Here is a 25764-nt window from a genome sequence, read left to right as displayed (position 1 = left end):
GACCGGCCTCAATTAGCCCGCTTTGCCTATGGGCGCAAACCGCCGTTTGCCGCGCGCCGGCGTCAGACGGCGGAACCGCTCTTTCTTGTGCTCTTCTTCGAAGTGACTGAGCGACGGCTTGACGAGATCGCTGCGCGAGACGATGCCGACGAGACGCATCGACTTTGCATCGGCTACAACGGGCAATCGTTCGAGGCCGTGCACCGCGCCACGCACCACCGGGTACGCGCGACGGGTCTGCTTTGCACCGAAAAATCTGTCGAGCGCCGTGCGACCGTCATGTCGGCTTCGATCGACTCGACGGAGGCTGTCATCACCTCATCCACATGATGGCGCTCAAGAGGATCCACGCCGTATTCGCGGTAGATGTGATAGCCGCGTCGCGCGATTTTTTCGGTCATGATCGAGCGGCGCATGGTGACCGTGGCAAAGCCGTGAGCGACTAGCGTGGCTGTGAGCAAGGGCAACAGCGCGTTGCTGTCGTGCGTGAGGCCGAACGCGAAGACGATGGCGGTCAACGGCGCACCGAGTGTCGCGCCGAGCGTTGCGGCCATGCAGACGAGCGGCCACAGTGCGGGTTGATTTCCCGGCAGCCAGTGTGAGAGGACGGTGCCGAGTCCCGCGCCGAGCATCAGCAGCGGGGCGAGCACGCCACCCGATGTACCCGACCCGAGCGCGACGACCCACATGATGGCTTTCACCGCGAGCAGCACGATGGCGATCTGCAATGCAATGTGTTGATGCAGCAGGTCGCCGATCACGTCGTAGCCTACGCCGAGTGCTCGCGGCTCCAGCCACCCGCCGATACCCACTACAACGCCACCGAGCGCGGGCCACCACATCCAGTGGATGGGCAGCTTGCCGAACAGGTCTTCGGTTTTGTAAAGCGCGGCGGAAAGCCCCGACGCGAGCGCGCCGGACAAAAGCCCTGCAATCAGGCAAGAAAACAGCGACCAGCCATCTGGCGCCGCTGTTTCGAGCGGAAACAACGGACCTGTGCCGAAGAACGCCGCGCGAGCAAAACCGGCTACCGCGCAGGCCACGGCCACGGGCAGAAAACTGCGCGGCCGCCATTCGAAGAGCAGCAATTCCACGGCCAGCAGCACCGCCGCCATGGGCGTGCCGAACACGGCGGTCATGCCGCCGGCGGCGCCTGCCACAAGCAGCGTCTTGCGTTCCGCGGACGTGACCTTGAAGCATTGAGCGATCAGCGATCCGAGCGCGCCGCCCGTCATGATGACGGGCCCCTCGGCGCCGAACGGGCCGCCGCTGCCGATCACGATGCCCGACGACAGCGGCTTGAGCACAGCCACCTTCGGCGACATCCGGCTTTTGCCGAACAGGATCGCCTCGATCGCCTCGGGAATGCCATGCCCGCGAATCTTTTCCGAGCCGAACCGCGCCATCAAGCCGACGATCAACCCGCCGATTATCGGCACGCCAATGACCCGGACGCCGAGGTTGTTATGGGCGGGCGAACGTTCGACGAGCGACAATGTGCCGAAGAAAAACAGGTTCGTGAACAGATGAATCAGGTTCAGCAACACGACGGCTGCGAGCGTGCTGACCGCGCCGATGCACGCGGCGAGCGCGAAAATGCCCGGTAGTCGCGCGTTCGCGGAGAAGTCCCGCTTGTGGGAGTCAATGTTCATGATTAGTCGAGGTCGATCTGCGGAACCTGGAAGGCGCCCTTGAGCGATTTCAGTTCGGCGCGATGAAGCTCGGCAAGTCTCGCAAGCACCCGTTCGCCGGCTTTTTCAATGTGTACTTCAACCTGGCGGCGGTCGGTCTCGCTTGTCTGACGGCGCACCAGACTGAGTGCTTCGCAGCGCGATACCAGCGCGACGACGCCATGGTGCTGAGCCTGAAGCCGCTCCGCCAGCTCGCCGACAGTCGCCCAGTCGCGCTCCGGATATCCCTTGATATGCAGCAGCAACAGATACTGCAGCGGCGTGATGCCTTCGCTCTGCGCGGCTTGTTCCGAGAACCGCTCGAAGCGCCGCATCTGATAGCGAAACTCCGACAGTTGCTCAAAGTCGGCTTTACGAAGTCCTGAAGCCCGTTCTTTCATTGCTCATCCGCCATGTAAATAAGCAAAAATCATATCACAAGATGATGTAATGTCCGGGCGCAACGCTCGGGCAAACATTGCCCGTTGCGGTTCGCCGCGCGATCACGCGCAATGCGATGCCGCGATCATGCCGCCTGCTGCGCCTTGACCACGGTCTGCCGATAGAGCCCGGAAATCAGATCCACTTGCGTGATCATGCCGACCACGTGTCCAGCAGTATCCAGCACAGGGATATGGTGGTGACCGTAGTTCGCGAACATCGGCACGAGGTCGGTAATCGGAGCACTGGTCTTGACGGTGCAGACGTCGGTGGTCATGACGCTGCCCACGGTTGGCGCACGCAGTGCATCGCCGCGCAGCCAGCCGTCTATATAAGCAATGAACGGCACGAACTGGCCAAAGATTCTTTTATCCACGAGATCTGCACGCGTGACGATGCCGATTAGACCGTGGCTTGCGTCGATTACCGGAAGCGCTTTCACCTTGTTGCGTTTCAACAGTGCCCATGCAGCGACCGCGCGCGTGGTGGCCGACACCGACACCACATGACGCGACATGATGTTCTCGCAGGTCAATTCGTTGAAACTGCGTGAGAAGGCCTGAAGCTGGGTTTCCCGCAGCAGCGATTCGAGGTCGTCCGGGTCGATGTCGAGCATTTCGCTGCGGCGCTTCAGCACGGCTTCGAGATCGGCGCGCGTGAAGCCCGCGTGCGAGGCGGTGTCCGCGGCACTGCCCGCCGCGCGTGCCGAATGCGGATAACGGTGGCCGGTGGCGGCGTGATAGGCGATCGCGGCCACGAGCAGCGCGGCCGACTGTATCGCGATCGGCTCGAGCACGAAACGGTAGCCGAGCGCATGAATGGCCGGGCCGCCGAGCACAGCGGTCAACGCGACTGCGCCCGACGGCGGGTGCACACAGCGAAGCGCGAACATACCGCAAATAGCGAGCGCGACGGCCAGCGCGGCCGCCAATGTGGGATCGGCAATCACGTTCGCGCAGGTCACGCCGATCGTCGCGGAAACCAGATTTCCTCCGATGATCGACCATGGCTGCGCAAGCGGACTTGCAGGCACGGCGAACAGCAATACGGCGGAAGCTCCCATCGGCGCAACGAGCAGCGGAACGTTCGCGCCGGGTCCCAACAGCAGGAACATCGAGCCGCCGGTGAACGCGATACCCAGCAGCGCCCCCAGACATGAGCGCGCGCGCTCCTGCCATTTGACGGTGACCGGAACGGGAATGAAGCTGGAAAGCCAGCGCAGGACGATGGAGCGGGACAAGATGCGAACGGGAGTTAGTCGAGTGTGCTGGCTGCAAAAGATACCCGGGAAACCGCGGGCAGCGCGAATACCGTGTGGTCATTATTATATTTCAATATGATATAAAACGCCGGCCGCGCCTGTGGCGGACGCCGGTGCGTGGGCGTCCGTGCAAGTAGGCTATGGGTACAAGAGGCGTCAGTCGCATCTCCCGGAGTCTGCGAAAACAGTTGCAAGGGAGAACGACATGTCGGACTCGGTCAAAAGCGTGGTCCGTGACCACCGTTCACGCGTTCGACCTCGTTGACCCGATCAATAGCAGGGTTGCGCGCATACATGTACTTCCGATTGAACGGATAGTCGCTGCGGGCCCATGGCATGCGGCCGGCGGAACCATCATCGGTCACCAACTCCGCGGGGCGCGAGGCGAGAATCTGGAACAGCGACGTCCAGCCGCGCTCGAAGACCATTGCCGATCCGGCCAGATACAGCCGGTACGCGCGGATGATTCTCTCCGCGTCCTTGCCGAGCACTTCGCGTGCTTCATCGAGATGCGCTTCGAGCGCATCCTCCCAAAGCCATAGCGTTCGTGCGTAATGCGGGCGCAGGCATTCCGCGTCCACCGGTTCGAGATTGCCGCGCGTCATTGCATCCATCACTACGCTCACGTGTACCAGTTGGCCGCCCGGAAAAATGTATCTGTCGATGAAGTTGCCCATCCCGCCGCCGACTTCTGCGTTGTCGGCGCCGCCTGCGGTAATGCTGTGATTCATCATGAGACCTCCGGGTCTGAGCAGACGCCGCATCTTCGCAAAGTACGCCGGCAGGTTCGGACGGCCGACGTGTTCGCACATGCCGACCGACGCGATCTTGTCGAACGGCGCGGATTCATCGACGTCCCGGTAGTCCTGCAGGAGCATTCTCGCGCGGCCCTCAAGTCCTTTTTGCTCGATCAGGCGGTTGACGTACGCGTGCTGGTTCCTGGAAAGTGTGACGCCGGTCGCAGCAACCCCGTAGTGTTCGGCGGCCCACAGCAACAGCGCGCCCCAACCCGCGCCGACATCGAGAAAGCGCTCGCCGGAGCGCAGCATTAGTTTCCTGCAGATGTGGTCGAGCTTGGCCTGCTGGGCGTCGGCAAGCGACATGTCCGGTGACGAAAAGTAGGCGCATGAATACACGCGCAGCGGGTCGAGCCACAGCGCGTAAAAATCGTCGGATACGTCGTAGTGATGCTGGATCTGAGCGGCGTCTTTGGCGCGGCTATGATGCGTGCGTTCCCAGATAGCGCGGCGCGCGCGGCTCACGTGCTCCATTAGCCATCCATGCGTTTCTTGTGTGGGGTCGCTGCGCAGCAAAGCCGGCGCCGCAGCCATGAGGTCGTGCATGCTGCCGTCTATTTCCAGCCGGCCTTCCACATAGTCTTCCGCCAGTCGCCCGATCGCGCCCTGCGTCAGATGCAGCAGCGCCCTCGTGTCGCGTATTTCGAACGACAGACGCGGCTCGCGCGCGCCGATGCGCTGACCGTCTGGCAGGGCCACGGAGCAGGGGATCGGCATGCCGGCGATCTGCTGTTCCGCAGGCGAACGCAAGAGGCTCCAGAGCGTCATGGCGTTGACTCCTTGCAACAACCTGGATGTCTTTCACCGAGCATCATTCATGCCGCGAGAAAGGATCTTGTCGTGGGTCCTGACGCCGCCCTGACAGTGATCCGCCTCATTACAGTTAGCTATCCGGACCTTTTTCGGAATCAGCATATCGGCGTGCGTTGAGGGTTTTCCATGAGAGTCGAATGCCCCGCCAAGCGACGTTGCCGCTGCAACCACCGCACAAGTCCGGCCTGCTTCTCCCAATTGCAAAGCTTTCATCACAGTGACAGGATGCTTGCATAGCGGGCGCCAACGGGGGCGCCAAAGCAGATTTCACCATATGTCGATACGATCATGCAGCGCAGGAGCTTTGTACTCGCGGCATTGAGCACGGCCGGCATGCTCGGCCGGTCGCATGCCGTGACAACTGCCGACTTCGACATCGTGCATCCGCGAATCCGCACTGGAGGCGAGGTTCATGCGGCATTTGCCCTCGCGGTGCTGGACCTCGCGATGAGATCGGCCAGAGTCACGTATACGATTCGTCAGGCCGATTTGGCCATGGAGCGCGGCCGCGCGCTGGCTGAACTGGTCGACGGCGGCTCAATCAATCTTCTTTGGACGAGCATGGATAGCCGCGCGGAAAGCGGGCTGAACGTGGTCCATATTCCGGTGAACCGCGGCTTGATCGGCTATCGCGTGTTTATCATAAGGAAAGACCGGCAGGCCGACTTCGACAAGGTCGACAACGTGGCAGATCTGCGCCGGTTGACGGCGGGCCAGGGGCTCGGCTGGGTCGACACGGATATCCTGCTCGACGCCGGCCTGAAAGTGGAAACGTCCAGCACCGACACGTTATTCGCAATGACGCGTGTGGGACGAATAAATTATTACCCACGAGGCGTGATCGAGGCGTTCCCTGAACTCGAAGCGCGCAAGCAGGCGGAGCCCGAACTGACGGTCGAAAAACGTTTGCTGCTCAAGTACCGGTCGGACTTTCTCTTTTATGTGGCTCGCCGCGATCCTAAGCTGGCTATGGCGATAGAGCGCGGCTTCATAGCGGCTTACAAAAACGGTTCGTACATGGGGCTCTTCGATTCGCACCCGTACATTCAGGGCGCGCTGGCGCAAGCCAACTTGCTCGAGAGGAAAGTGATAGAACTGGACAACCGCTATCTGTCCGCGGCTGACCGAAAGATTCCGGAAGAGTATTGGGCGCAGTGGCCAGTCTCCGCACGCGCGCGCTCCGTAGCGGGGAGAGCAGGGAACGCCGCGTCGCTGACGAGAACCGGCGAGCGGGGTCAGGATTTCCTTACCCTCGAATCAGGATACCCCTGGCGGATCATCCGCGCTGCCTGACTGTTGCGCGACGACTATCGTTCTATCATTGATGAATCAAAATGGCCTAACCGGGTAACAGAGATGATCCCCTATCCGTCGCAGCGTGAAAACGAGGTGGAGCATATCAACTCGATCTGTTTCCGTCTCTTCGATATCTGGTGCGAACGACGCAGCATCACGCCGTTGGGTTATCTGATGCATTGCTGGCCGCTGGTCGATAGCGGACCGAAGGCGATCCGGCGACTCGGAGAAACGCTGCGTGAGCTACGGCAATCGCATCCAATGGAACTGGATGGCGAGGCGACGGCAATGCTTCGCGAGCTGACCGAATGCGTCGACGATCTGCTGCTTCGTGCGGTTCACGAGCCGCCAGGCGTAATCGGAATCCGGCTGTCATCCTGAGCCGAATGCGGGAGATCGGCGCGCACCGGAATAAGCAATAGAGTAGGCAATACGGCAAAGAACAGTGCAACGCGCGCATGGCGTCATAACGCAGCAACAACCGCGTCTTCCAAGCGGGCGCCAGAAAACTGCAATCGCGGCGCCAGCATGAAACAAGTACCGACATCACCATGCTTGCAGGGGCAATATGGCCGTCAACCTCATAGGGGAGTGGTGGTATCCGCTCAGGCGGTTGCGGCACAGTATCGTGCTCCGGCTTCTTGCGATCGCGATACTGGTTAGTTGCGTGCTCACCTTGTTGCTGACCGCACTGCAGATTCATCGCGATTACAACGAAGGCATCGCGCACATACAAAACCGCCTCTCGGACATCGACAAGAGTTACCGCGACAGTCTCGGCGAGGCGCTGTGGCGGCTCGACGAGGCGCAGCTGCGGCTCGAACTGGGCGGCATTGTGCGTCTGGCGGATATCAGCGTGGCGGAGGTGCGCCAGTCGGGCAGCGGTGCGACGCCCACGCTCGTGAGCGCGGGCAGACCCGTCAACGGGCCGGCGCTGGCGCGTGAATACCCGCTCATGCATCGCGTGCTCGGCACCGACCAGCGCATCGGCACGCTGTATGTGCAGGCGACGTTGAACGATCTGTACGGCGATCTGACGCACACGGCGCTGCTGATTCTCGTCACTCAAGCCGCCAACATTTTCCTCGTATCGCTTTTCATCGTTTTTATTCTGGCGCGGCTCGTAACGCGCCATCTGGCGGTGCTTGCTCGTACTGTAGACGGCTACGACTTTCGCGAGCCCGCCAAACCTCTGAAGCTGAACCGGCGCGCGCCCCACGAGCCCGACGAACTCGAACGCGTGGTGACGGCCTTCAATTCGATGGGTGCACGGCTGCATCGCGCGTATCTCGATGAGCGCGATGCCGCTGCCGAACACGAGGCACGCCGCGCAGCAGAGGCCGCAAATCGCGCGAAGGGCGAGTTCCTTGCCAATATGAGCCACGAGTTGCGCACGCCGCTGAACGCCATTCTCGGCTATGCGCAGATTTTGCGGCGCGACGCGAGCCTGAGCGAGAGACACCGCGAAGGCGTCGGCGTCATTCAACGCAGTGGCGAACACCTGCTCTCGCTGATTGGAGATGCGCTCGATTTCGCACGGATCGAGGCGGGCCGGCTGCGCGTCGAGATGGGCGACGTGCCGCTCGCCGGCACGCTCGATGCCATCCGCGAAATCATCGAAGTGAAGAACGCACAGAAGCATGTCGAGTTTGTCTGGCATGTGGCGCCCGACGTGCCCGATGCCGTTCGCGCGGACGAACGGCGCTTGCGTCAGGTGCTGCTAAACCTGCTCGTGAACGCATTCAACTTCACGGATCAAGGCAGTGTGAGCCTGCTGGTCGAAATGAGTGCTGAGAACAGAGTGTGTTTCGAAGTGCGCGATACAGGCATTGGCATGGACGCCGACAAACTCCAGACCATTTTCGAGCCGTTCGAACAGATCACGCATTCGGAACGCGGCGCGGGTGGGACAGGGCTCGGGCTGACGATCAGTCAGCAGTTCCTTCGCGCAATGGGCAGCGAGATTCACGTGCAGAGCCAGCCTGGCCGCGGCAGTGTATTCTGGTTCGAACTGGCGGCGGCATCGGGTGCGCTCCCCGCCGGGCCGGTCATTGCCGATACGCGCATGGCGACGGGTTACAAGGGAGCGCGCCGCAAGGTGCTGGTGACCGACGACGTCGCGATGAACCGCGCGGTGCTGGTCGAATTTCTCGGCCGGCTCGGGTTCGAGATCGTTGAAGCGACAGGCGGCCGCCAGGGACTCGCGAAAACGTTGAGCGAGCGACCGGCGCTGATCGTGACCGACATCGTAATGGCTGATATGGATGGACTCGAAGCGACGCGCAGGTTGCGGCAGATTCAGGGCTTTTCGCAGGTGCCGGTGATTGCGACCTCTGCGAGTCCTTCAGGCGCCGACGAACAGCGCAGCCTCGAAGCCGGCGCGAATGCGTTCCTCTCCAAGCCGATCGACTTCGGCAAACTGCTAGCGCATGTCGCGCGTTTGCTAGATCTCGAATGGATCTACGCGCCCGCGGGCGCTACTGCCGGCGTGCCGGATGCACCCGCTGGGCCGCTTGTCGCGGTGCCCGAGGAGGAACTGGAAGAATTGCATCTGCTTGCGCGCCGCGGCGATATGCAGGAGATACGGCTGTGGGCCGAACGCGTCGCGACGCATGATCCCCATTACCGCGCATTCGCCGCCCGGATTCTGAGTCTCGCGAAAGGCTATCAGTCGAAAGCATTACTGCAGCTCGTCGAGGAGCAACTCGAACGCAGGGCGGTCAGATGAACGGCGCGACGCTTCCCGCCGACGACTCGCGCACCGTCCTCATCGCGGACGACAACCCGGCCAATCTGGCGATAGTCGTCGAGAGTCTGGTGGCGCGCGGCTTCAAGGTGCTCGTCGCGCTAGATGGCCCTGAGGCAATCCAACGCGCGCAATTCTCGCAGCCCGACCTGATTCTTCTCGATGTGAGGATGCCAGGCATCGACGGCTTCGAGACCTGCCGGCGCCTCAAGTCCGACGAGCGCACGCGCAATATCGCCGTGATCTTCATGACGTCGCTGACCGGCAGCGAAGACATGGTGGAAGGTTTCTCGGCGGGCGGTGTCGATTACCTGACGAAACCCGTCCACGTCGACGAAATGATGGCGCGCATCAGCACGCATCTTGCACTCAGAGGCATGCATCAGAAACTGATAGCGCAGAACCGGCAATTGCAGGATGAAGTGCTCGTGCGTCAGCGAGCCGAGGCCGCGTTGTCGCGTGTGCGCGACGGGCTCGAAGCAAGCGTCGCGCAGCGCACGGACGAACTCGGGCGCGCGAATGCGACGCTACAGTCGCAGATCGAGGAACGCAGGCGTGCCGAGGCGCGGCTCGTCGCGAGCGAGTTCCGTTTTCGCACGATTGTCGAGACGAGTCCCGTGCCGCTTTGCATCACGTCCATGCCCGAAGGGCACGTCCTGTACACGAATAAGCCGTTGCGCGAACTCTTCGGCATCGACTACGTGACCACGCATATCGCCAACATCGCCGAGTTGTACGCGGATATCGCGGATCGCGACCGGCTCGTCGAACAACTGCGCCATGAAGGAAGTTTCCGCAACACCGAGGTCCGGCTGAGGCGTGCGGACGGCTCGACGTTCTGGGCCATCGCGACTGCGCGTGTCGCGACCTACGACGATGCGCCCGCGATTTTCGTCGGCCTCAACGACATTACGGAGCGCAAGCGGATCGAGCAGGAGCTGGTGGAGTCGCGCGAGCAGTTGCGCGAATTGTCCGCATATATGGAGGCCATTCGCGAAGAGGAGAGAAAGCGTATCGCGATGGAAATTCACGACGAATTGGGCCAGTTGCTAACGGCGCTCAAGATGGACGTTTCACTGCTTAAAATGCGTCTTTCCGGCGATCTCGAAGTCGCGAAAAGAACCGACGATATGCGTGAACTCGTTGAAAGAACCATCTGGATGGTGCGCAATGTCGCGAGCCATTTGAGGCCCGCAGCGCTCAATTACGGTATCGTGTCGGCGCTCGAATGGCTCGTCGACGATTTCGGGCGGCGCAGCGGGCTCGCGTGCCAGTTTCGTCTGAACGGCAGCGAGCCGGTGCTTTCCGATGCGCATGCAACCGCGATGTTTCGCATCGTGCAGGCTTCGCTCACGAACGTCGCGCGGCATGCATCCGCGACGCGAGCGGACGTCACGTTGACGAATACGTCGACGGCACTCGACCTGCATGTCAGCGACGACGGCTGCGGTTTCGACCAGGACGCGGTGCGACGCGACTATTCGTACGGATTGCTCGGCATGAGCGAGCGGGCACGTCTGATAGGCGGCTCGCTGCTGATCGACAGTGCGCCGGGAACGGGCACGGCGGTTTCGATCCATATACCGCTTCAGGACGGGGTTCAGACATGATCAGGCTTCTGATTGCCGACGACCATCCGCTGGTGCGCGGAGGTCTCAAGCAAATAATCGAAACGACGCCCGACATCGTGGTGGCGGGCGAAGCGGCGCAAGGTTCTGAAGTAATCGAGAATCTGCGCACATGTCAGGTTGATTTGCTGCTGCTCGACATGACGATGCCGGGCATCAGCGGTGTCGATCTGATCCGGCGCGTGCGTGCGGAACGTCCGTCGCTGCCGGTGCTCGTGCTGAGCATCCATAACGAGGCACAGGTCGTCTCTCGCGCGCTGCGTGCGGGCGCAACCGGTTATGTCACGAAGGACAGTAATCCCGACGTGCTGCTCGCTGCAATTCGCAAGCTCGCCGAAGGCGGACGCTTCATCGACCCGAAACTGGTCGAGGGAATCGTTTTCGAAGCCTACTCGGGCGATGCGCCGCCGCACGAAATTCTTTCCGACCGCGAGTTTCAGGTTCTGCAAATGCTCGCGCTCGGCAAGAGCCTGAATGAAATTGCCGACGCTTTCGCACTCAGCGCGAAAACGATCAGCACGCACAAGATGCGGCTCATGCAGAAGCTTGGCCTTGCCAATAATGCGGACCTGATTCGCTATGCGATAAGACACGGACTGGTCGCCGAATAGATCGTGTGATCGTGTCAGGAAAATCTGAATCCTAAAGCAGGCATTCCTGATCTGACATTCCGCCGCCGCCGATGGAGACGTTGCCACCGTCGTTCTACGATGCACTATGCGAATGAGCGGAGGAGTTATGGCGGCGTCAGAGCGATCATTGCGCGAGTTGATCGAGAAGTGGCTGGACGCGAGCGGCGCAGCATCAGCCCGGATCCAGTTGCAGCCAGGCGCGCGCCAGGGGAACAGACGCTGCATATGTGTCGAGGCACAACGTGAGACGGGCATCCTGACGCTCTTTTTCTTCCGTCACGGCGACGGTTTGTGGCACGTATTCCCGCCTGACGAACGGCCCGCCATGCGGGTAACCACCACCGCCGCCTAGGCGGCAATACGCGCGACGGAGGCAGGATCATGACCCACGACGAATGGGGTTCTGGATCGCCGGAAGTATTGGCGCTGCGCATGTGGATGAGCGTGTGGTACGACCATGCGGTCGTGTCCGGCTTCATCCGCGCGCCCTTCACGCTGAACGACGCCGACGCCGAGCGGCTCGAAGGCTATTTCAGTCTCGGCCTGACACCGGAGGAAGGCGCTCTCGTGTTCTTTTCCAAATCGCATTAATTCCTGCTTTAAACATTTCTCTCCCGAAGCAGTTTCGTTTAGCATCAGTGCCACATTCATATGAAGAACTCGAGACATGGCACTCATCGCACGCAACGTACTCGGCATTGCCGTACTGCTCTTCATTGCTTTTATCTTTTCGACGAACCGGCGCGCCATTCGCTTACGGACTGTAAGTAGCGCATTGCTCGCGCAAGTCTGCATCGGCGCATTTATTCTCTTCGTGCCGCTTGGCAAGACGATTCTCGCAGCGGCGGCCGCGGACGTTAATAGCGTGCTCGGCTACGGCAATGCCGGCATCGAGTTTCTGTTCGGCGGACTCGTGCAGGCCAAGATGTTCCAGGTGTTCGGCAACGGTGGCTTCGTCTTCGCTGTGCGGGTGCTGCCGGCCATTATCTTCGTGACCGCGCTGATTTCCGTGCTGTACTACCTGGGCGTGATGCGCTGGATCGTGATCGTGCTCGGCACGGTGTTTCAGAAGTTGCTCGGCGTGTCGAAGCTCGAATCGTTTTCCGCCGTCACCACGATCTTTCTCGGTCAAAGCGAAATGCCCGCGGTCGTCAAACCGTTTACGCGCGACATGACGGGCGCCGAACTGTTCGCGGTGATGTCGAGCGGCATGGCCGCGGTTGCCGGCTCGGTGCTTGCGGGTTATGCGGGTCTTGGCGTGCGGATCGAATATCTGCTCGCGGCGTCGTTCATGGCGGTGCCAGGCGGGCTGTTGTTCGCGAAGATCATTCATCCGTCAACAGAGCCGAGCCGCGTTCATCTCGACAACCTGAACTTTTGACGAAAAGCGTCCCGCGAATGTGATCGAGGCCGCGAGCTCGGGCGCGACCGTGGGCCTCAGGATCGCGGTTATGGTGGGCGCAATGCTGATCGCCTTCGTCGGTCTGATCGCGTTGCTCAACGGCCTCGTTGGCGGCATCGGCGGCTGGTTCGGCCACCCGCAACTGTCGATGCAAGCGATCCTCGGCATGGTGTTCGCGCCGCTCGCATGGCTGATCGGCGTGCCGTGGAACGAGGCGGCGATTGCCGGCAATTTCCTCGGGCAGAAGATCATTCTGAACGAGTTCGTTGCGTACGCATCGTTGTCGCCGTATCTGAGGGATGCCGCGAGCGTGACCGCGGCGGGCTTGCAAGCGCTCGATCCGCGTACCCTTGCTATTCTGTCGTTTGCGTTATGCGGCTTCGCGAACTTTGCGTCGATTGCGGTGCTCACCGGCGGCTTTAGCGCCGTGGGCGCCGGAACGCCGCGCCGAGGTCGCGCGCTACGGGTTGCGTGTCGTGCTCGCGTCAACGCTTTCCAATCTGATGAGCGCGACCATCGCGGGCATGTTCATTACGCTCAATTGAATCGAGGATGTATTGCATGAACATGGAACAGCTGTTGGAACGCGCTGGCGTGGCGCGAGAAAAGGCCTATGCGCCATATTCGAAGTTCAAGGTCGGCGCGGCGTTGCTGACTAAAGACGGCCGCGTATTCGACGGCTGCAACGTCGAGAATGCTTCGTACGGTTTGTGCAATTGCGCGGAACGTACCGCGTTTTTCAGTGCGATTGCGGCGGGCTATCAGCGCGACCAGTTTGCCGCGCTCGCCGTGATCGGCGATACGGAGGGACCGATTGCACCATGCGGTGCGTGCCGCCAGGTGATCATCGAACTGGGCGGTCCCGAGTTGCCGATTCGCCTCGGCAATCTGCACGGCGCGACACGCGATACGACCGCGCGCGAACAACTGCCTGACGCGTTCTATCTATGAGCAAGCATAAGCTGATCTACGACACCGATCCCGGCGTGGACGATGCCATGGCGCTCGTGTTTCAGGCGCAGCATCCGGATATCGAACTGCTCGGACTGACAAGCGTATTCGGCAACGCCACAATCGAGACCACCACGCACAACGCGCGCTTTCTTGCGGGTCGGTTCGCGCCGGGCGTACCGGTCGCGCGTGGCGCGGCAACGCCGCTCAAGCGCGCCGCGCCGCAGCCGCTCGCGTGGATTCACGGTGACAACGGACTCGGGAACATCGCGCTGGGCGCCTCCGAACATGGGCCGCTCGATGCACGGCCCGCACACCGGTTCATCGTCGACACGGTGCGTGCGCACCCTGGCGAAGTCACACTGCTTGCAGTCGGCCCGCTGACCAATCTTGCGCTGGCGCTTGCGGACGATCCGCAGATCGCGCCGCTAGTCAAGCAGGTGGTGGTCATGGGCGGCGCATTCGGCATCGGCGGCGTGCTCGGCAACGTCACGCCCGCAGCCGAGGCCAACATTCTCGGCGACCCCGATGCGGCCGACATTGTGTTCGGCGCCCCGTGGCCCGTCGCGATTGTCGGGCTCGACGTCACAGAGCGAACCATCATGAGCCAGGACTATCTGGCGTCGATCCGCGATCGTGGCGGCGCGGCAGGCCAGTTTGTGTGGGACGTGTCGCGGCATTACGAGGCGTTTCATCAGCAAAGCGCGCAGCTCCAGGGCATTTATGTGCACGATTCGTCGGCCGTCGCTTATGTGCTGGCGCCGCATCTGTACACCACGCGCAGCGGTCCTGTGCGTGTGCTGACGGACGGTATCGCGGTCGGCCAAACCATTCAGAAGCCTTCCACGATGCCGGTGCCCGCGCCGGACTGGGACGAGCGGCCGGAGTGCCAGGTCTGCGTCGGCGTCGACGCGCCCGGCATGCTGGCGCTGTACGAGAGCACTGTCTGCGCAAAGCGTTGAAAGGTTTGTGCCGTTGACCGGACGAAGAACGCGCGATCACGCCACGCCCGGCACGTGCACTTGTCCGATGCCTTGCGTCAATCTTTGCTACATTGCTTCGAGCGACGACATTACTCGAGAGGCCAGAGATGCGAATTCTAGTGGTGGGAGCGGGGGCGGTGGGCGGTTACTTCGGCGGACGGCTCGCCGCAGCAGGGCAGGACGTCACGTTCCTCGTGCGCGCGGGCCGGGCGGACAAGCTTCAGCACGACGGACTGGTGATCAGGAGCCCGCGCGGCGACCTCACGCAGCGCGACGTCAAAACGATTCTGGCCGGCGTGAACGCCGAGCCGTTCGATCTCGTGCTGCTAAGCTGCAAGGCATACAGTCTCGACGACGCAATCGATTCATTTGCTCCGCTCGTGGGCGAATCCACGCTGATTTTGCCGATGCTCAACGGCATGCGCCATATCGACGTGCTCACGGAGAAGTTCGGCGAATCGCGGGTGCTAGGCGGGCAATGCGTGATTGCGGCGACGCTCAACTCGGATCAGCAGATCGTGCACCTGAACGAAATGCATGCGGTTACTTTCGGGGAACTGGCGGGCGGCGTATCCGAACGCGTACAAGCAATTGCCGATGCAATGGCCGGCGCGAACTTCGACGTCACCGTTAGCGAGAACATCCTCTTGCGCATGTGGGAAAAGTGGGTGTTCCTGGCCACGCTGGCGGCCAGCACGTGTTTGATGCGCGGTTCGATCGGCGACATACTGTCTGCGCCCGACGGCAAGCGCGTGATCGAAAGCCTGCTCGGCGAGTGTCGCGCGGTCGCGGAACACAACAGCTTTACGATGGCGCCCGACTTCGATGCGCGCGCAACGCAAACGCTCTTCACACCGTCGCCGCTCACTGCGTCCATGTTGCGCGACGTGGAGAATCACTCGCATACCGAGGCGGATCACATTCTCGGCGATCTGATCTCGCGCGGCGGTGAAGCGCAAAACGGCGAACACGCTTTGTCGTTGTTGCGCATCGCCTATAGCCATCTGAAGACGTATGAAGCGAGGCAAACGCGCACGTCGTAAGTCGTAAGTCGTGAGTCGTGTGAGTAGAGGTTGCCGTAACCGCTCAATGACCGGAGGTGAACATGCCGGCTCCAATCGGATCAGTGCCCGCCCTCAGCGCCGCATCGGCCACGATCTTCTCAATCGGTATCGCGTTCCTCGGCTATTGGGGAATGTATGAGCCGACCGGGTGGCGCGTTGTCGATGTCATTGTGTTCATACTCGCGCTGATCGGTTTTGGTTGCCTCGGGCTTGTACCGTGGATGGCCACGAGCCCCGTGGAGCCGGAGACGAGCGACGCCAGGATACGCATTGCGCGTCATCTGTTTCTTGCGGGCGTCATGGCAATCTGGCTCGCGGTGGCGGTCTCGGTGATCTTCTGAGCCGCCACTCACATGACGTAAAAACGCGCGCCTCGTAGCAGTCAGGCGCGCGTTTCATTCAGGCGAAGCCAGGAAACCTAGCGTTCGATCTGGCGGTTCCAGCGCGTGTCCCATTGCGCACGATGCGCATTGATAGTGTCCCAATCCACCACCGTGACTTTGCGCACGAGGTCTTCCACGTTGCCGAGGCTTTGCTGCATCGGCGGCGTCATTTTCGCGAGACGGTTGGTCGGAATCTGGCGGCCTGCTTCAGCGGCTTTCGTCTGCGCCGGCGCTGACAGCAGGAACTGCGCGAGCTTTTGTGCAAGTTGCGGATCGGGGCTGTTGTTGACCACGCACAGATCCACGAGCAGCAGCACTGGCCCTTCTTTCGGATTCACGTAGCCGACCGGAATGCCCTTGTCGGCCAGATCGCCGACGGCGGTCGGCGTCAGCGGAAAGAGGCCGGCCTCGCCGGTTTGCACCATTTCCGAAATCTTCGCCGAGTTCGGCACATACTCGACGACGTTGGGGCCAACCGTGCTCGCCCATTTCGTGAAGCCCGGTTCGACGTTCTGCTCGGTGCCGCCCATCAAACGGTTGATCGCGAGAAAGCCGTGCAGGCCGAACGTGCTGCTCGAAGCGGACTGGAACACCACCTTGCCCTTGTATTTCGGATCGGCGAAATCCATCCATGACGTAGGCGGCGCCCAGCCCTTTTCAGCGAACAGCTTCTTGTTGTACGCAATACCGGTCATGCCGAGCTGCACGCCCGCGCCCATGTCGTCCTTCATGCGCGCGAACGGATAGAGCTCCTTGAGCACCGGCGAGTCGTCAAGTTTTTTGCACACGCCCATGCTGATGGCGCGCGCCATCACGCCGTCGTCGAGAAACACCACGTGAATCTGCGGACTCGCCTTGTTTGCGAGCAGCTTCGCGAGAATATCCGACGACGTGCCCGGCACCACGACTACTTTCACATTGTTCGCTTTCTCGAAGTCGGGCAGCACCTGGCTCGTATACGCCTTTTCCATCGGACCGCCGTTCATGCCGATGTAGATCGTCTTCGTCTGCGACCATGCGGGTGCTGCCGCGCCGAATGCACACACTGCGGCCAGTGCCGCGATCGTCCTGAACAATTTCATTGAAGAGCTCCTGAGTTTCATAAACGTGATCTAAGCGACGGATGAAGTAGCAAGCTGTGCGAAGCGGCCAATCGAAAAAGCGTCGAGAGGCGTGGCCGTGGCGCCGTCGATAACGAGATCGGCGAGCACCTCGCCAACTCCGGGTGCGAGCAGAAAGCCCCCGCCCGAAAAGCCGAATGCATGCAACAGACGCGGCACTGCACGGCTCGGCCCGATGATCGGATTGCTGTCTGGCGTCTCGCCTTCCACACCGCTCCATGTGCGAATCAGTAGCGCCTCGCGCAACGCGGGCAGCAGCGCGCACGCGTCGCGCATTACGGCCCGCGTGGTTTCCGTCGACGGTTGACCGTATTCGCCGTCGCCATGTCCGCGCCCGCCGCCAATCACGCAATTGCCCCGCGCCACTTGCCGCGCATAGATGCCGCCGCCATACACGCCCAGGTTGTGCGAGATGAAAAGCGGCAGCGGCTCGGTGACCCACATGTTCGGATAGATCGGCTTCATCGGCGCGCTTTCGCCGAAGTAGCCCGCGACCGTATTCGCCCACGCGCCGGCGGAATTGATGAGCCAGTCCGCGGTGATCTGCGTGTCGCCCGTACGCATGTGGAAGCGCTTGCCGTCGTGATGAATGCCGCTCAATGCGGTTTGCTCGCGCACGTCCGCGCCCGCGGCACGCGCGGCGCGTGCGAATGCGGGCGACACGAGACGCGGGTTGGCGTGTCCGTCGCTCGCGCATAACGATCCGCCGACAGCCGCTGCGCCGAGCCACGGATAGCGCTCGCGAAACTGCGCGCCGCTGAGCAACTGCGCATGTAGACCGTAATCGCGCGCCATGTCCGCCCATTGCTGAAGCGCGGCAAGGTCGCTCTCGCTGCGAGCAAGGCGCAAATGTCCCGACACAGTAAATTCGCCGTCGATACCGATCAGTTCCGGCAAGCGGTCCCAGATACGGCGCGCGCGCATCGCGAGCGGCATCTGCTCGACCGGGCGGCCCTGGCAGCGTACGCCGCCGTAATTCACGCCGCTCGCCTGCGCGCCGCAAAAGCGCCGCTCGAAGAGGCCTACGCGCAAGCCGCGCCTGGCAAGCGCGAGTGCCGCCGAAGAACCGACGAGACCGCCGCCCGCGATCGCCACGTCGTAGTGCAGCGGGTCACTCATCGCGGGCCTCCTCGGGAACCGCAGCGACGTCGTCGGCATACATCGCGGGCGACAGCGGGATGGGTTTGACCGGCGGCTGGCTGCGCAGGCGGCCAACTGCTTCGAGCGGGCGGCCGGTTTCTTTGGCGAGCAATAGAAGCGCGGCTTCGCCGCACATGCGTCCCTGGCAACGACCCATGCCGACGCGAGTGAGCGCTTTCAGACGGTTGATCTCGTTCGCTTCGCCGCCGCGGATACAACGCCGTAACGTGCCCGCGTCGACTTCCTCGCAGCGGCAGACGGTCATGTCGTCGGGCCATTGCGCGGCGCATTTCAGGGGCGGTTCGAAAGCTGTCTCGATTCCCGCACGGAAAACGGCGATATGTTGCAGCTTGCGTTCAAGCGATGCGGCATCGAGCATGCCGGGTCCGCGTGGATGCCGGACGCCGAGGTCGTCGAGCAAGGCTAGCGCGGCGCGACGTCCCGCGAGTTCGGCAGCGTCGGCGCCCGCAATGCCGGCGCCGTCGCCGGCCAGATAGAGGCCGCGCACGGTGCTGCGTCCGGCAGAGTCGAGTTCGGGCAGCCAGCAACGGTTGAGCGCGTCGAACCGGAAGCGGCAACCGGCGAGATCCGCAAGCTGCGTTTCGGGCTTCAGGCCGAAGCTGATGCCCACCGCATCGCATGCAATTGATTCGGTAACCGAACTATTGTCAGGGGCGCGCCATTCGATTGCCTCGACGTTGCGCGTGCCGCAAAAACCAACGAGCTTCACCCCTCGTTCGATACGTATGCGATGCGCCTTGAGCCAGCCGACGTAATACAAACCCTTGGCGAATGTCGAGGGAAGCCGAGCCAGTTTGGATACGGCTGAGATCTGTTGCGAGAGCGGGCTCGTGTCGAGGACGGCCATTACCTGCGCGCCGGCTTTTACGTATTGATATGCAACGAGATACAGCAAAGGCCCTGTGCCTGTGAGCACCACGCGTCGGCCGATTGCACAGCCTTGCGCCTTTAACGCGACCTGTGCCGCGCCGAGTGTATAGACGCCGGGCAAGGTCCAGCCGGGCACAGGCAGAACCCGGTCGGTGGCGCCACTCGCAATGATCAGATGCGAGAACGGCACGCTGATTTCGCGTCCCGCCTGAAGGGTGTCGAGGCGACCGGTTTCGCAAGCCCACGCGAGTGTGTCGGGCCGATAGTCGATATAAGGCAAGAGCGCTTGCATTGTCGTATGCAACGCGTCGGCCTTGCGCGCCTCGAAACCGTAGAGCGTTTTCTTCGAGCGCTGAAAGCCGCCATGCTCCGGCGGCTGCCGATAGATCTGCCCACCCCAGCGCGCATTTTCGTCGACAACGATGGGACGCACGCCTGCCGCGACCAGCGTTTCGGCTGCGCGCACGCCGGCCGGTCCGGCGCCGACGATCACAATGCGGCGATCGTCGCTCATTGCGCGTCTCCGCTGTGGCTTTTCGCTGGCGCGGTCGCCGGTTCGATACGCGTGAGCACACGCAGTCCCGCGGTGACGAGCGTCGAGCACGCGCGCAGACGCTTGCCGTCTTCGGTGCGCATCCAGCAGTCCTGACACGCGCCGATCAGGCAGAAGCCGGCGCGCGGCGCGCCGCTGAATTCGCTGTCGCGCACGCGGCGCTGTTGCATCAGCACGGCGGTCAGCAATGTATCGCCCTGCAAAGCGGACACTTTCCGGCCGTCGAGATAAAAGTGCAGCGGTTCGCGCCGCGTTTCGGCAATGCGGACGAACTGAGCCTCGCACGTGGGCGACACGGCGTCCGAAGGCGACGAATTGGATTGCATGAGGGCGTGAACAGAAGAAGACATCAGTGCTGGCCGATCAGAATGCGGTTGAGGCCATACACGCGATCGAGCAGCAGCATTGCGCCCGCTGTAATGAAGATCACGAGCGCGGAGACGGAGGCCATCATTGGATCGATGGATTCTGTCGCGTACATATACATGCGAACGGGCAGCGTGACGGTTTGCGGCGACGTCACGAAGATCGACATCGTCAGTTCGTCGAAGCTGTTGATAAACGCCAGCAACCAGCCGCCGGTTATGCCGGGCAAAATCATCGGCAAGGTGATGCGGCGAAACGCGGTCCACGCATCGGCTCCGAGTGAATGCGCCGCATGTTCAACGCTGCGGTCGAGTCCGCTTACCGAGGCCAGCACGAGCCGCATGACGAACGGCGTAATGATGATCATGTGCGCGAGGATCAGCCACGCGAACGAGCCGGTCGCGCCGATCAGCGCGAAAAACCGCAGCAGTGCGATGCCGAGTACAAGACCGGGAATGACCAGCGGCGAGAGCAGCAAGCCGTTCAGAAAAGCGCGGCCCGGAAAACGCGCGCGGCCGATTGCGAGCGCGGCGGGCAGTGCGACGATCAGCGACAGCGTCGCCGACGCAAACGCAAGCTTCAGGCTGTTGAAAAACGCCGAGACGAAGTCGGGGTAGTTAAGAATCGCCCGAAACCAGCGCAGCGAGACACCGTGCGTGGGCAGCGTGAGCGTTTCGTCGGGCGTGAAGGCGACCAGCACGACGATCACAAGCGGCGCGAGCACGAACGCAATGACGAGCGTGTGGAAAATCAACGCAATGGGACCGTTCTTTCTCATGATGTTTCCGCGCGATGAACCGCTGTGTCAACCCAGGCTTCTGGTGTACCTGCGTTCCAGAACCCGGTAGTAAGTGAGCATCACGATCAGATTCGCAACCAGCAACAGCAGCGCGATGGTGGCGCCGAGCGGCCAGTTCAGCGAGCCGAGGAATTCGTCGTAGACGGCGGTCGCGGCGACCTTCAGCCGGCGTCCGCCGAGCAGTCCGGGAATCGCGAATGCGCTTGCCGACAAACCGAACACCATCAGGCTGCCCGACAGAATGCCGGGCGTGAGTTGCGGTAACACGATGCGGCGCAGCGTCGTTGCGGGCGACGCCATTAACGAGAGCGCTGCGTTCTCCGTTTGCGGGTCGAGTTTCTGCAACGCGGTCCACACAGGAATCACCATGAAGGGCAGCATGACGTGCACCAGTGCAATGACGATCGCGAAGGTCGTGTACTCGAGCTTGTAAGGTCCGAGGCCGACGAGCCCGAACGCCTGATTCACGAGACCGTTGCTGTTGAGCAGCATGCTCCAGCCGAACGCACGCACTACGACCGAGACAAGCAGCGGCGCGAGAATCACCAGCAGAAACATCGAACGATACGGATCGCGCATGCGCGACAGCACATACGCCTCGGGCGTGCCGATCGCGACGCACAGCAGCGTGACGAGAAACGCAATGCCGAACGTGCGCAGAAAAATCGTGTGGAAATACGCTGAGCCCAGCACTTCCGCGTAATTGCCGAACTGGAACGCGGCGAGCGGGCCGCTGGCCGGATCGAAACGATAGAAGCTCAACACGAGCGTCATCAGAAGCGGCACGAGCACGAGCGCGACGAACAGCAGGAACGCGGGCAGGCACATCAGCCACAGCGGCAGAAATGCGCGCCACGGCGCACGCCTTGCGCCTGCGGATGCGGTCTTGCCGTTCTCCGTTGCAGGCAGCGTGCTATCCATGATGCGCATCCCGTTGAATAAAGCGGATCGCTTCGCTGTTCCAGTCGACGCCGACCGCCGCGCCTTCGGGCAACGGCTCATTGCCTTCGTTCTGACAGCACACCAGCACTTCGCCGAGCCGGCTGTCGAGACGATACAGCCACTGGCTTCCAAGGAAGAAGCGGCTGGTTACCGTGGCCGGCACACGTCCCGCATCCGGCGGACACAGGCGGAGTTTTTCCGGGCGAATGCACAGCGTTACCGCGTCGCCTACGCCGACCAGGCGCTCGCGCATCGGCAATTGTGCGGTACGGCCGGTCTCGCACAGGTCGTGTCCAAGGTCGATGCGGATCGCGTCGCCGTCGCGCTCGATCACCGTGCCCGGCAGCATGTTGGCCTTGCCGATGAACTGCGAGACGAAGCGATTCTCCGGCCGCTCGTACGCCTCGTACGGCGTGTCTATCTGCGTGATGCGGCCCGCTTCCATCACCACCACGCGGTCGCTGATCGACAGCGCCTCTGACTGGTCGTGTGTGACCATGATTGTCGTCGTGCCGATCTTGCGTTGAATGCCGCGCAGTTCGAACTGCATGTCTTCACGCAGCTTGGCGTCGAGATTCGACATCGGTTCATCGAGCAGCAGCACGGGCGGTGCGATCACGATTGCACGCGCAATGGCCACGCGCTGCCGCTGCCCGCCCGACAACTCGCGCGGAAAGCGGTGCGCGAGCTGATCGAGCCGCACGAGCGACAACGCTTCGCGCACGCGTTCGTTGCGCTCCGCCTTGTCGACATTGCGCATTTCGAGCCCGAAGCCGACGTTCTTCGCCACGCTCATGTGCGGGAACAGCGCGTAGCTCTGGAACACCACGCCAAGGCCGCGTTTGTTCGGCTTCATATGCGTGATGTCGCGCCCATCGAGGGTGATGCGTCCACGTGTCGTTTCGAGGAAGCCGGCGATCATCTGCAGCGTCGTCGTCTTGCCGCAACCGGAGGGCCCGAGCAGCGAAACGAACTCGCCTTTTTCCACCGACAGGTTGACATCCGCGACCGCCTGGAGGTCGCCGAACGATTTGGTGACGTCTGTGAGTGTGAGGAACGACATGATGTGGCCTTGGGATGCCTCGATGACGCCGACTCTAGCCAGCCAAATTATGTGGCGTCAAATTGAAATTCCATTTGCCGATATAAGATTTGAAAACATTCCAATGAGCGGAACATCCGCCACACTTGCAACAGCAAGTGTTTCACTGCGTGGTGGTGGGAAAAACCCTATGAGATGGCTGTGGTGTCGCAAGGCGGGGCGACGGCGCGCGATTCCACTAACCGGCCAAACGCTTTATAGTATTCCGGTCATTGAAATACAAACGGGCCAAAGAGATGAATGCTGCCGCCAGGCGAGATACCAGGAGCAAGGCCCCGGAAACCGCCGAAACCGGCGCGGCCCCGGGCACGGGCATGCTGGAACGCGCTTTCGCCGTGATTCGCGCGCTGTCGGAAGCGCAGCCCGATGGCGGCCGCGTCACGCGTCTCGCGAAAGCGGTGGGCCTGACGCAGGGCACGGTGCATCGCATCCTGCATGCGCTTATCGCGGAAGGCGTCGTCGAACAGGATGAAAATTCGAAGCTTTACCGCCTCAGCGTGAATTTTTTCGCGCTCGCGGCACAGGCAGGAAACCCGAGCGGCATGCGCACGTTATGCCGCCCCGCGTTGTTGAGGCTTTGCGCGAGTCTTGGCGACACGATCTTCCTGCTCGTCAAAAGCAGTTTCGACGCGGTATGTCTCGACATCTGCGAGGGGCCGTTTCCAATTCGCTCGTTCACGGGCGATATTGGCGGACGCGTGGCGTTGGGCGTGGGGCAGGGAAGTCTCGCGATTCTCGCGTTCCTGCCCGAGGCGGAGCGCGAGGAAATCATTCGATTCAATGTGCCGCGGATTCGCGGCTACGGCGTGCTGGACGAAGTGTACTTGCGCACCGAAATTGAACGCGTGCGGCAGTTGGGATACGCGGGCCGCAATAGCGGCGTACTCGACGGCATGGCAGGCGTGGCTGTGCCGATTCTCGACCGCGCCGGCGTGGCGGTCGCTGCATTGAGCGTGGGCACGCTGGCGGCGCGTTTGAGCGACGACCGCTTGCCCATGGTCGTCGAACTGCTGCGTCGTCAGGCGGAAGCGATCGGCCCGCAAACCAATCCGTTCGATGTCGCGCTGCGACGGCCCATGCATGGCCTCTCGCGCGCCATGACCAGTGCGCGCATTGCGGGCTCGGAGCAGGAATAAGCGGCCCAGGCGCGCTATAAAAGGCGTCGCTCGCAAACCGCGCAACGCAACGCCCTTGCATCGGCCACGAACGCCGCGCCTAAAAGACCTTCACGGGCACGTTGACGACGAGACGGTATTCCATGTTGTTGCCGTCCGAGTAGTGATAGCTGCCGTTGTGCCACATAGCGATGAACGTGACCTTGGTGTCCTTGAAGCGGCCGCTTTGCAGCGTATAGCTCGGAATAAAACCGAACTCGTGATGATGGCCGTGCACCGGCTCTCCGTTCTTCCAGTAGAGATCGTACAGTGCGGCTGACGGCGACGCGTTTTCCGCAGCACCCGCTGACCCGTCGGCGCCCCAACCATACGCGCCCCAGAACATCGCCTTCAGTCCCGGCACGCCCGCGTATTTTCCGTCGAACGTATAGCGCAATTGCAGCGATTGTTCATGCGGCGCGTTGTAGTCGACGTCCATCGAGTTGGTCAGGTAGATGCCGTTGGTTTCGTTCACGTAGTCGAAGAACTGGTCGCCGAGTACTTGCTGATAACCGAGCAGCAGCGCATGCGGGCCGTGTTGCGCGGACACGGACACGCTGTACGCGTTGCTGTTGATGTGCCCCTGACGCGATGCGCCCGTGTCGTGCGTCGAGTAGATATTGGCGAGCCCGCTCCATTTGATCGTGGTCGGATCGCCGAACGACTGCGCGACCGAACCGTAGTACTGGCGCCAGACGTCGTCGGCCTGATCGACGTAGAGGGCCATCTCGCCGTTCTTCGCGTAGTGCCAGGTGCCGCCGAGATAGGTCAGCCGGTCGATGCGCGTGCCGCCATACGACGTGGTCAGATTGCTCAGGTTCGTGTGACCGCGCGCATTGACCTTGGTGAAGCTGCCGGCCTCGAGCGTAGTGTGAGCAAGATCGTTGCTGACGAGCGATACGCCGAGGAAGGTCGGCGGCAGCGCGCGGTTGTCGTGCGGTTCGAGAAACGGATTCGTCACGTCTTGCAGACCGTACTTCACGACGGTTTCCGAAATGCGTCCTTTGATGTCGTACATGCCCGGGTACGCCCACGCAAGTTGCTCCGACCCGCCGCCGCTTTTCCCAACGTGCACCATGTTGCCCGCGCCGTTGCCGCCGTCGAGTTTCAGCGCGGCGAACAGCGACGCGTCGACGCCGAAGCCAATCAGGCCCTGAGTGAAGCCGGATTCATAGTTGGCCTGCATGCCTTGTACCCACGCATGGCGGTAGATCGTGGTCGGCGCCTGGAAGTAGTCGGCGTAATTGCGGAATTGCAGGTTCAGATGGCTATCCGCGATGAAGCCTTTACTCGCCGCCTGGCTCGATGGCGGCGTGGGCGGCGTGACGGTTTGCGAGGCCTCGGCGTTGACGATGGCGTTCGTCGTGTCAGGTTGATCGTTACGAATCTGACCGCCCTGATCCGCGCGGCGCTTGTTCGCAGGCTGAGCCTGCGACACCTGCGCGGGCGACGACAACGTTTGCGCGGCAGTCGGAGCGTTAGCCGTGCCGGTCGAGGGCTGCGCTACGCTGTCGTCAGCGTACGCATTCGCGGCAACGGCCATTGCGGGGAGGGTAATTGCACAGCAAATCGCGGCAGTGAGTCCGGACTTTTTTGACCGGTTTTTTGTTGGGTTATGTTTCATTGGGA

The 25764-nt window shown here is 62.0% G+C and carries 23 protein-coding genes and 2 pseudogenes; 13 read left to right on the top strand and 12 right to left on the bottom strand.

Annotated features, from left to right (window positions below):
* Positions 1-12: 12 nt before the first annotated feature.
* The 4 genes and pseudogenes from RW095_RS11600 to RW095_RS11585 all read right to left on the bottom strand — a co-directional run bounded on the left by RW095_RS11600 (position 13) and on the right by RW095_RS11585 (position 4937).
* Positions 13-1652: pseudogene (locus RW095_RS11600) on the bottom strand (chloride channel protein).
* Between the two features lie 2 nt (positions 1653-1654).
* The gene (locus tag RW095_RS11595) at positions 1655-2071 is read right to left on the bottom strand and encodes a MarR family winged helix-turn-helix transcriptional regulator (protein ID WP_128596379.1); all 417 of its coding nucleotides are present in this window, start codon (positions 2069-2071) and stop codon (positions 1655-1657) included.
* 125 nt (positions 2072-2196) lie between these two features.
* Entirely contained in the window at positions 2197-3351 is a 1155-nt protein-coding gene (locus tag RW095_RS11590; protein ID WP_317019177.1) for an HPP family protein, read from the bottom strand.
* 239 nt (positions 3352-3590) lie between these two features.
* The gene (locus RW095_RS11585) at positions 3591-4937 is read right to left on the bottom strand and encodes a class I SAM-dependent methyltransferase (protein ID WP_317019175.1); all 1347 of its coding nucleotides are present in this window, start codon (positions 4935-4937) and stop codon (positions 3591-3593) included.
* Between the two features lie 333 nt (positions 4938-5270).
* Here RW095_RS11585 and RW095_RS41750 point away from each other — a divergent pair, with 333 nt between their 5' ends.
* The 12 genes and pseudogenes from RW095_RS41750 (at position 5271) to RW095_RS11525 (ending at position 16025) form a co-directional block, all read left to right on the top strand.
* Complete coding sequence (locus RW095_RS41750) at positions 5271-6275, top strand: hypothetical protein (RefSeq protein WP_317019173.1); 1005 nt, start codon at positions 5271-5273, stop codon at positions 6273-6275.
* Positions 6276-6338: 63 nt separating this feature from the next.
* Positions 6339-6659, top strand: a complete 321-nt coding sequence (locus RW095_RS11575; RefSeq protein WP_317019172.1) for a hypothetical protein — start codon at positions 6339-6341, stop codon at positions 6657-6659.
* A 187-nt stretch (positions 6660-6846) separates the two neighbouring features.
* On the top strand, positions 6847-9006 hold the full coding sequence (locus RW095_RS11570; RefSeq protein WP_317019170.1) for a hybrid sensor histidine kinase/response regulator: 2160 nt from the start codon (positions 6847-6849) through the stop codon (positions 9004-9006).
* Positions 9003-10634, top strand: coding sequence for a hybrid sensor histidine kinase/response regulator (locus tag RW095_RS11565; protein ID WP_317019168.1), 1632 nt, complete (start codon positions 9003-9005; stop codon positions 10632-10634). Before RW095_RS11570 ends, RW095_RS11565 begins: the two co-directional genes overlap by 4 nt.
* Entirely contained in the window at positions 10631-11263 is a 633-nt protein-coding gene (locus RW095_RS11560) for a response regulator transcription factor (RefSeq protein WP_317019167.1), read from the top strand. The genes RW095_RS11565 and RW095_RS11560 overlap by 4 nt, the downstream gene beginning before the upstream one ends.
* A gap of 127 nt (positions 11264-11390) precedes the next feature.
* Positions 11391-11636 (top strand): hypothetical protein, encoded by a 246-nt coding sequence (locus tag RW095_RS11555; RefSeq protein WP_317019166.1) that lies wholly within the window; start codon positions 11391-11393, stop codon positions 11634-11636.
* Between the two features lie 29 nt (positions 11637-11665).
* The gene (locus RW095_RS11550) at positions 11666-11875 is read left to right on the top strand and encodes a hypothetical protein (RefSeq protein WP_128588593.1); all 210 of its coding nucleotides are present in this window, start codon (positions 11666-11668) and stop codon (positions 11873-11875) included.
* Positions 11876-11951: 76 nt separating this feature from the next.
* Positions 11952-13231, top strand: a pseudogene (locus tag RW095_RS11545) (NupC/NupG family nucleoside CNT transporter).
* A gap of 16 nt (positions 13232-13247) precedes the next feature.
* A complete protein-coding gene (locus RW095_RS11540; protein WP_087753929.1) occupies positions 13248-13637 on the top strand; it encodes a cytidine deaminase in 390 nt (129 codons plus the stop codon).
* A complete protein-coding gene (locus RW095_RS11535) occupies positions 13634-14599 on the top strand; it encodes a nucleoside hydrolase (RefSeq protein ID WP_317019164.1) in 966 nt (321 codons plus the stop codon). Before RW095_RS11540 ends, RW095_RS11535 begins: the two co-directional genes overlap by 4 nt.
* A gap of 128 nt (positions 14600-14727) precedes the next feature.
* On the top strand, positions 14728-15663 hold the full coding sequence (gene panE, locus RW095_RS11530; RefSeq protein WP_317019162.1) for a 2-dehydropantoate 2-reductase: 936 nt from the start codon (positions 14728-14730) through the stop codon (positions 15661-15663).
* A gap of 62 nt (positions 15664-15725) precedes the next feature.
* Positions 15726-16025 (top strand): hypothetical protein, encoded by a 300-nt coding sequence (locus tag RW095_RS11525; protein ID WP_317019160.1) that lies wholly within the window; start codon positions 15726-15728, stop codon positions 16023-16025.
* A gap of 77 nt (positions 16026-16102) precedes the next feature.
* Here RW095_RS11525 and RW095_RS11520 read toward each other — a convergent pair whose 3' ends face one another.
* The 7 genes from RW095_RS11520 to RW095_RS11490 are packed head-to-tail and all read right to left on the bottom strand — an operon-like array spanning position 16103 to position 22942.
* Positions 16103-17149 (bottom strand): ABC transporter substrate-binding protein, encoded by a 1047-nt coding sequence (locus tag RW095_RS11520; protein ID WP_317019159.1) that lies wholly within the window; start codon positions 17147-17149, stop codon positions 16103-16105.
* Positions 17150-17179: 30 nt separating this feature from the next.
* A complete protein-coding gene (locus tag RW095_RS11515) occupies positions 17180-18307 on the bottom strand; it encodes an NAD(P)/FAD-dependent oxidoreductase (protein WP_317019158.1) in 1128 nt (375 codons plus the stop codon).
* Positions 18300-19733 (bottom strand): FAD/NAD(P)-dependent oxidoreductase, encoded by a 1434-nt coding sequence (locus RW095_RS11510; protein ID WP_317019156.1) that lies wholly within the window; start codon positions 19731-19733, stop codon positions 18300-18302. The genes RW095_RS11515 and RW095_RS11510 overlap by 8 nt, the downstream gene beginning before the upstream one ends.
* Complete coding sequence (locus RW095_RS11505; protein ID WP_128586656.1) at positions 19730-20098, bottom strand: (2Fe-2S)-binding protein; 369 nt, start codon at positions 20096-20098, stop codon at positions 19730-19732. Before RW095_RS11505 ends, RW095_RS11510 begins: the two co-directional genes overlap by 4 nt.
* A gap of 23 nt (positions 20099-20121) precedes the next feature.
* Entirely contained in the window at positions 20122-20916 is a 795-nt protein-coding gene (locus RW095_RS11500) for an ABC transporter permease (protein WP_317019154.1), read from the bottom strand.
* 27 nt (positions 20917-20943) lie between these two features.
* On the bottom strand, positions 20944-21858 hold the full coding sequence (locus RW095_RS11495) for an ABC transporter permease (protein ID WP_317019152.1): 915 nt from the start codon (positions 21856-21858) through the stop codon (positions 20944-20946).
* Positions 21851-22942 (bottom strand): ABC transporter ATP-binding protein, encoded by a 1092-nt coding sequence (locus RW095_RS11490; protein ID WP_317019151.1) that lies wholly within the window; start codon positions 22940-22942, stop codon positions 21851-21853. The genes RW095_RS11495 and RW095_RS11490 overlap by 8 nt, the downstream gene beginning before the upstream one ends.
* Before the next feature lie 275 nt (positions 22943-23217).
* Here RW095_RS11490 and RW095_RS11485 point away from each other — a divergent pair, with 275 nt between their 5' ends.
* Positions 23218-24117 carry an IclR family transcriptional regulator gene (locus RW095_RS11485; RefSeq protein WP_317019149.1) on the top strand — a complete coding sequence of 300 codons (900 nt, stop codon included), beginning with the start codon at positions 23218-23220 and terminating at the stop codon, positions 24115-24117.
* A 79-nt stretch (positions 24118-24196) separates the two neighbouring features.
* On the opposite strand, the gene RW095_RS11480 is transcribed toward RW095_RS11485, so the two are convergent.
* Positions 24197-25759 (bottom strand): OprD family outer membrane porin, encoded by a 1563-nt coding sequence (locus RW095_RS11480; RefSeq protein ID WP_317019148.1) that lies wholly within the window; start codon positions 25757-25759, stop codon positions 24197-24199.
* Between the last annotated feature and the right edge of the window lie 5 nt (positions 25760-25764).

The organism is Paraburkholderia kirstenboschensis (genome assembly GCF_032806925.1).
GTDB classification, from domain to species: Bacteria; Pseudomonadota; Gammaproteobacteria; order Burkholderiales; family Burkholderiaceae; genus Paraburkholderia; species Paraburkholderia kirstenboschensis.
The sequence above is the reverse complement of the archived record's forward strand: the minus strand, read 5'-3'. Positions and strand labels throughout refer to the sequence as shown.

Coding starts and splice junctions, on each gene's coding strand:
- RW095_RS11570 (WP_317019170.1), top strand. CDS start 6,847: ATGGCCGTCAACCTCATAGGGGAGTGGTGGTATCCGCTCAGGCGGTTG.
- RW095_RS11575 (WP_317019172.1), top strand. CDS start 6,339: ATGATCCCCTATCCGTCGCAGCGTGAAAACGAGGTGGAGCATATCAAC.
- RW095_RS11535 (WP_317019164.1), top strand. CDS start 13,634: ATGAGCAAGCATAAGCTGATCTACGACACCGATCCCGGCGTGGACGAT.
- RW095_RS11525 (WP_317019160.1), top strand. CDS start 15,726: ATGCCGGCTCCAATCGGATCAGTGCCCGCCCTCAGCGCCGCATCGGCC.
- RW095_RS11560 (WP_317019167.1), top strand. CDS start 10,631: ATGATCAGGCTTCTGATTGCCGACGACCATCCGCTGGTGCGCGGAGGT.
- RW095_RS11500 (WP_317019154.1), bottom strand. CDS start 20,916: ATGAGAAAGAACGGTCCCATTGCGTTGATTTTCCACACGCTCGTCATT.
- RW095_RS11550 (WP_128588593.1), top strand. CDS start 11,666: ATGACCCACGACGAATGGGGTTCTGGATCGCCGGAAGTATTGGCGCTG.
- RW095_RS11490 (WP_317019151.1), bottom strand. CDS start 22,942: ATGTCGTTCCTCACACTCACAGACGTCACCAAATCGTTCGGCGACCTC.
- RW095_RS11515 (WP_317019158.1), bottom strand. CDS start 18,307: ATGAGTGACCCGCTGCACTACGACGTGGCGATCGCGGGCGGCGGTCTC.
- panE (WP_317019162.1), top strand. CDS start 14,728: ATGCGAATTCTAGTGGTGGGAGCGGGGGCGGTGGGCGGTTACTTCGGC.
- RW095_RS11480 (WP_317019148.1), bottom strand. CDS start 25,759: ATGAAACATAACCCAACAAAAAACCGGTCAAAAAAGTCCGGACTCACT.
- RW095_RS11540 (WP_087753929.1), top strand. CDS start 13,248: ATGAACATGGAACAGCTGTTGGAACGCGCTGGCGTGGCGCGAGAAAAG.
- RW095_RS11485 (WP_317019149.1), top strand. CDS start 23,218: ATGAATGCTGCCGCCAGGCGAGATACCAGGAGCAAGGCCCCGGAAACC.
- RW095_RS11520 (WP_317019159.1), bottom strand. CDS start 17,149: ATGAAATTGTTCAGGACGATCGCGGCACTGGCCGCAGTGTGTGCATTC.
- RW095_RS11495 (WP_317019152.1), bottom strand. CDS start 21,858: ATGGATAGCACGCTGCCTGCAACGGAGAACGGCAAGACCGCATCCGCA.
- RW095_RS11505 (WP_128586656.1), bottom strand. CDS start 20,098: ATGCAATCCAATTCGTCGCCTTCGGACGCCGTGTCGCCCACGTGCGAG.
- RW095_RS41750 (WP_317019173.1), top strand. CDS start 5,271: ATGCAGCGCAGGAGCTTTGTACTCGCGGCATTGAGCACGGCCGGCATG.
- RW095_RS11555 (WP_317019166.1), top strand. CDS start 11,391: ATGGCGGCGTCAGAGCGATCATTGCGCGAGTTGATCGAGAAGTGGCTG.
- RW095_RS11565 (WP_317019168.1), top strand. CDS start 9,003: ATGAACGGCGCGACGCTTCCCGCCGACGACTCGCGCACCGTCCTCATC.
- RW095_RS11595 (WP_128596379.1), bottom strand. CDS start 2,071: ATGAAAGAACGGGCTTCAGGACTTCGTAAAGCCGACTTTGAGCAACTG.
- RW095_RS11510 (WP_317019156.1), bottom strand. CDS start 19,733: ATGAGCGACGATCGCCGCATTGTGATCGTCGGCGCCGGACCGGCCGGC.
- RW095_RS11585 (WP_317019175.1), bottom strand. CDS start 4,937: ATGACGCTCTGGAGCCTCTTGCGTTCGCCTGCGGAACAGCAGATCGCC.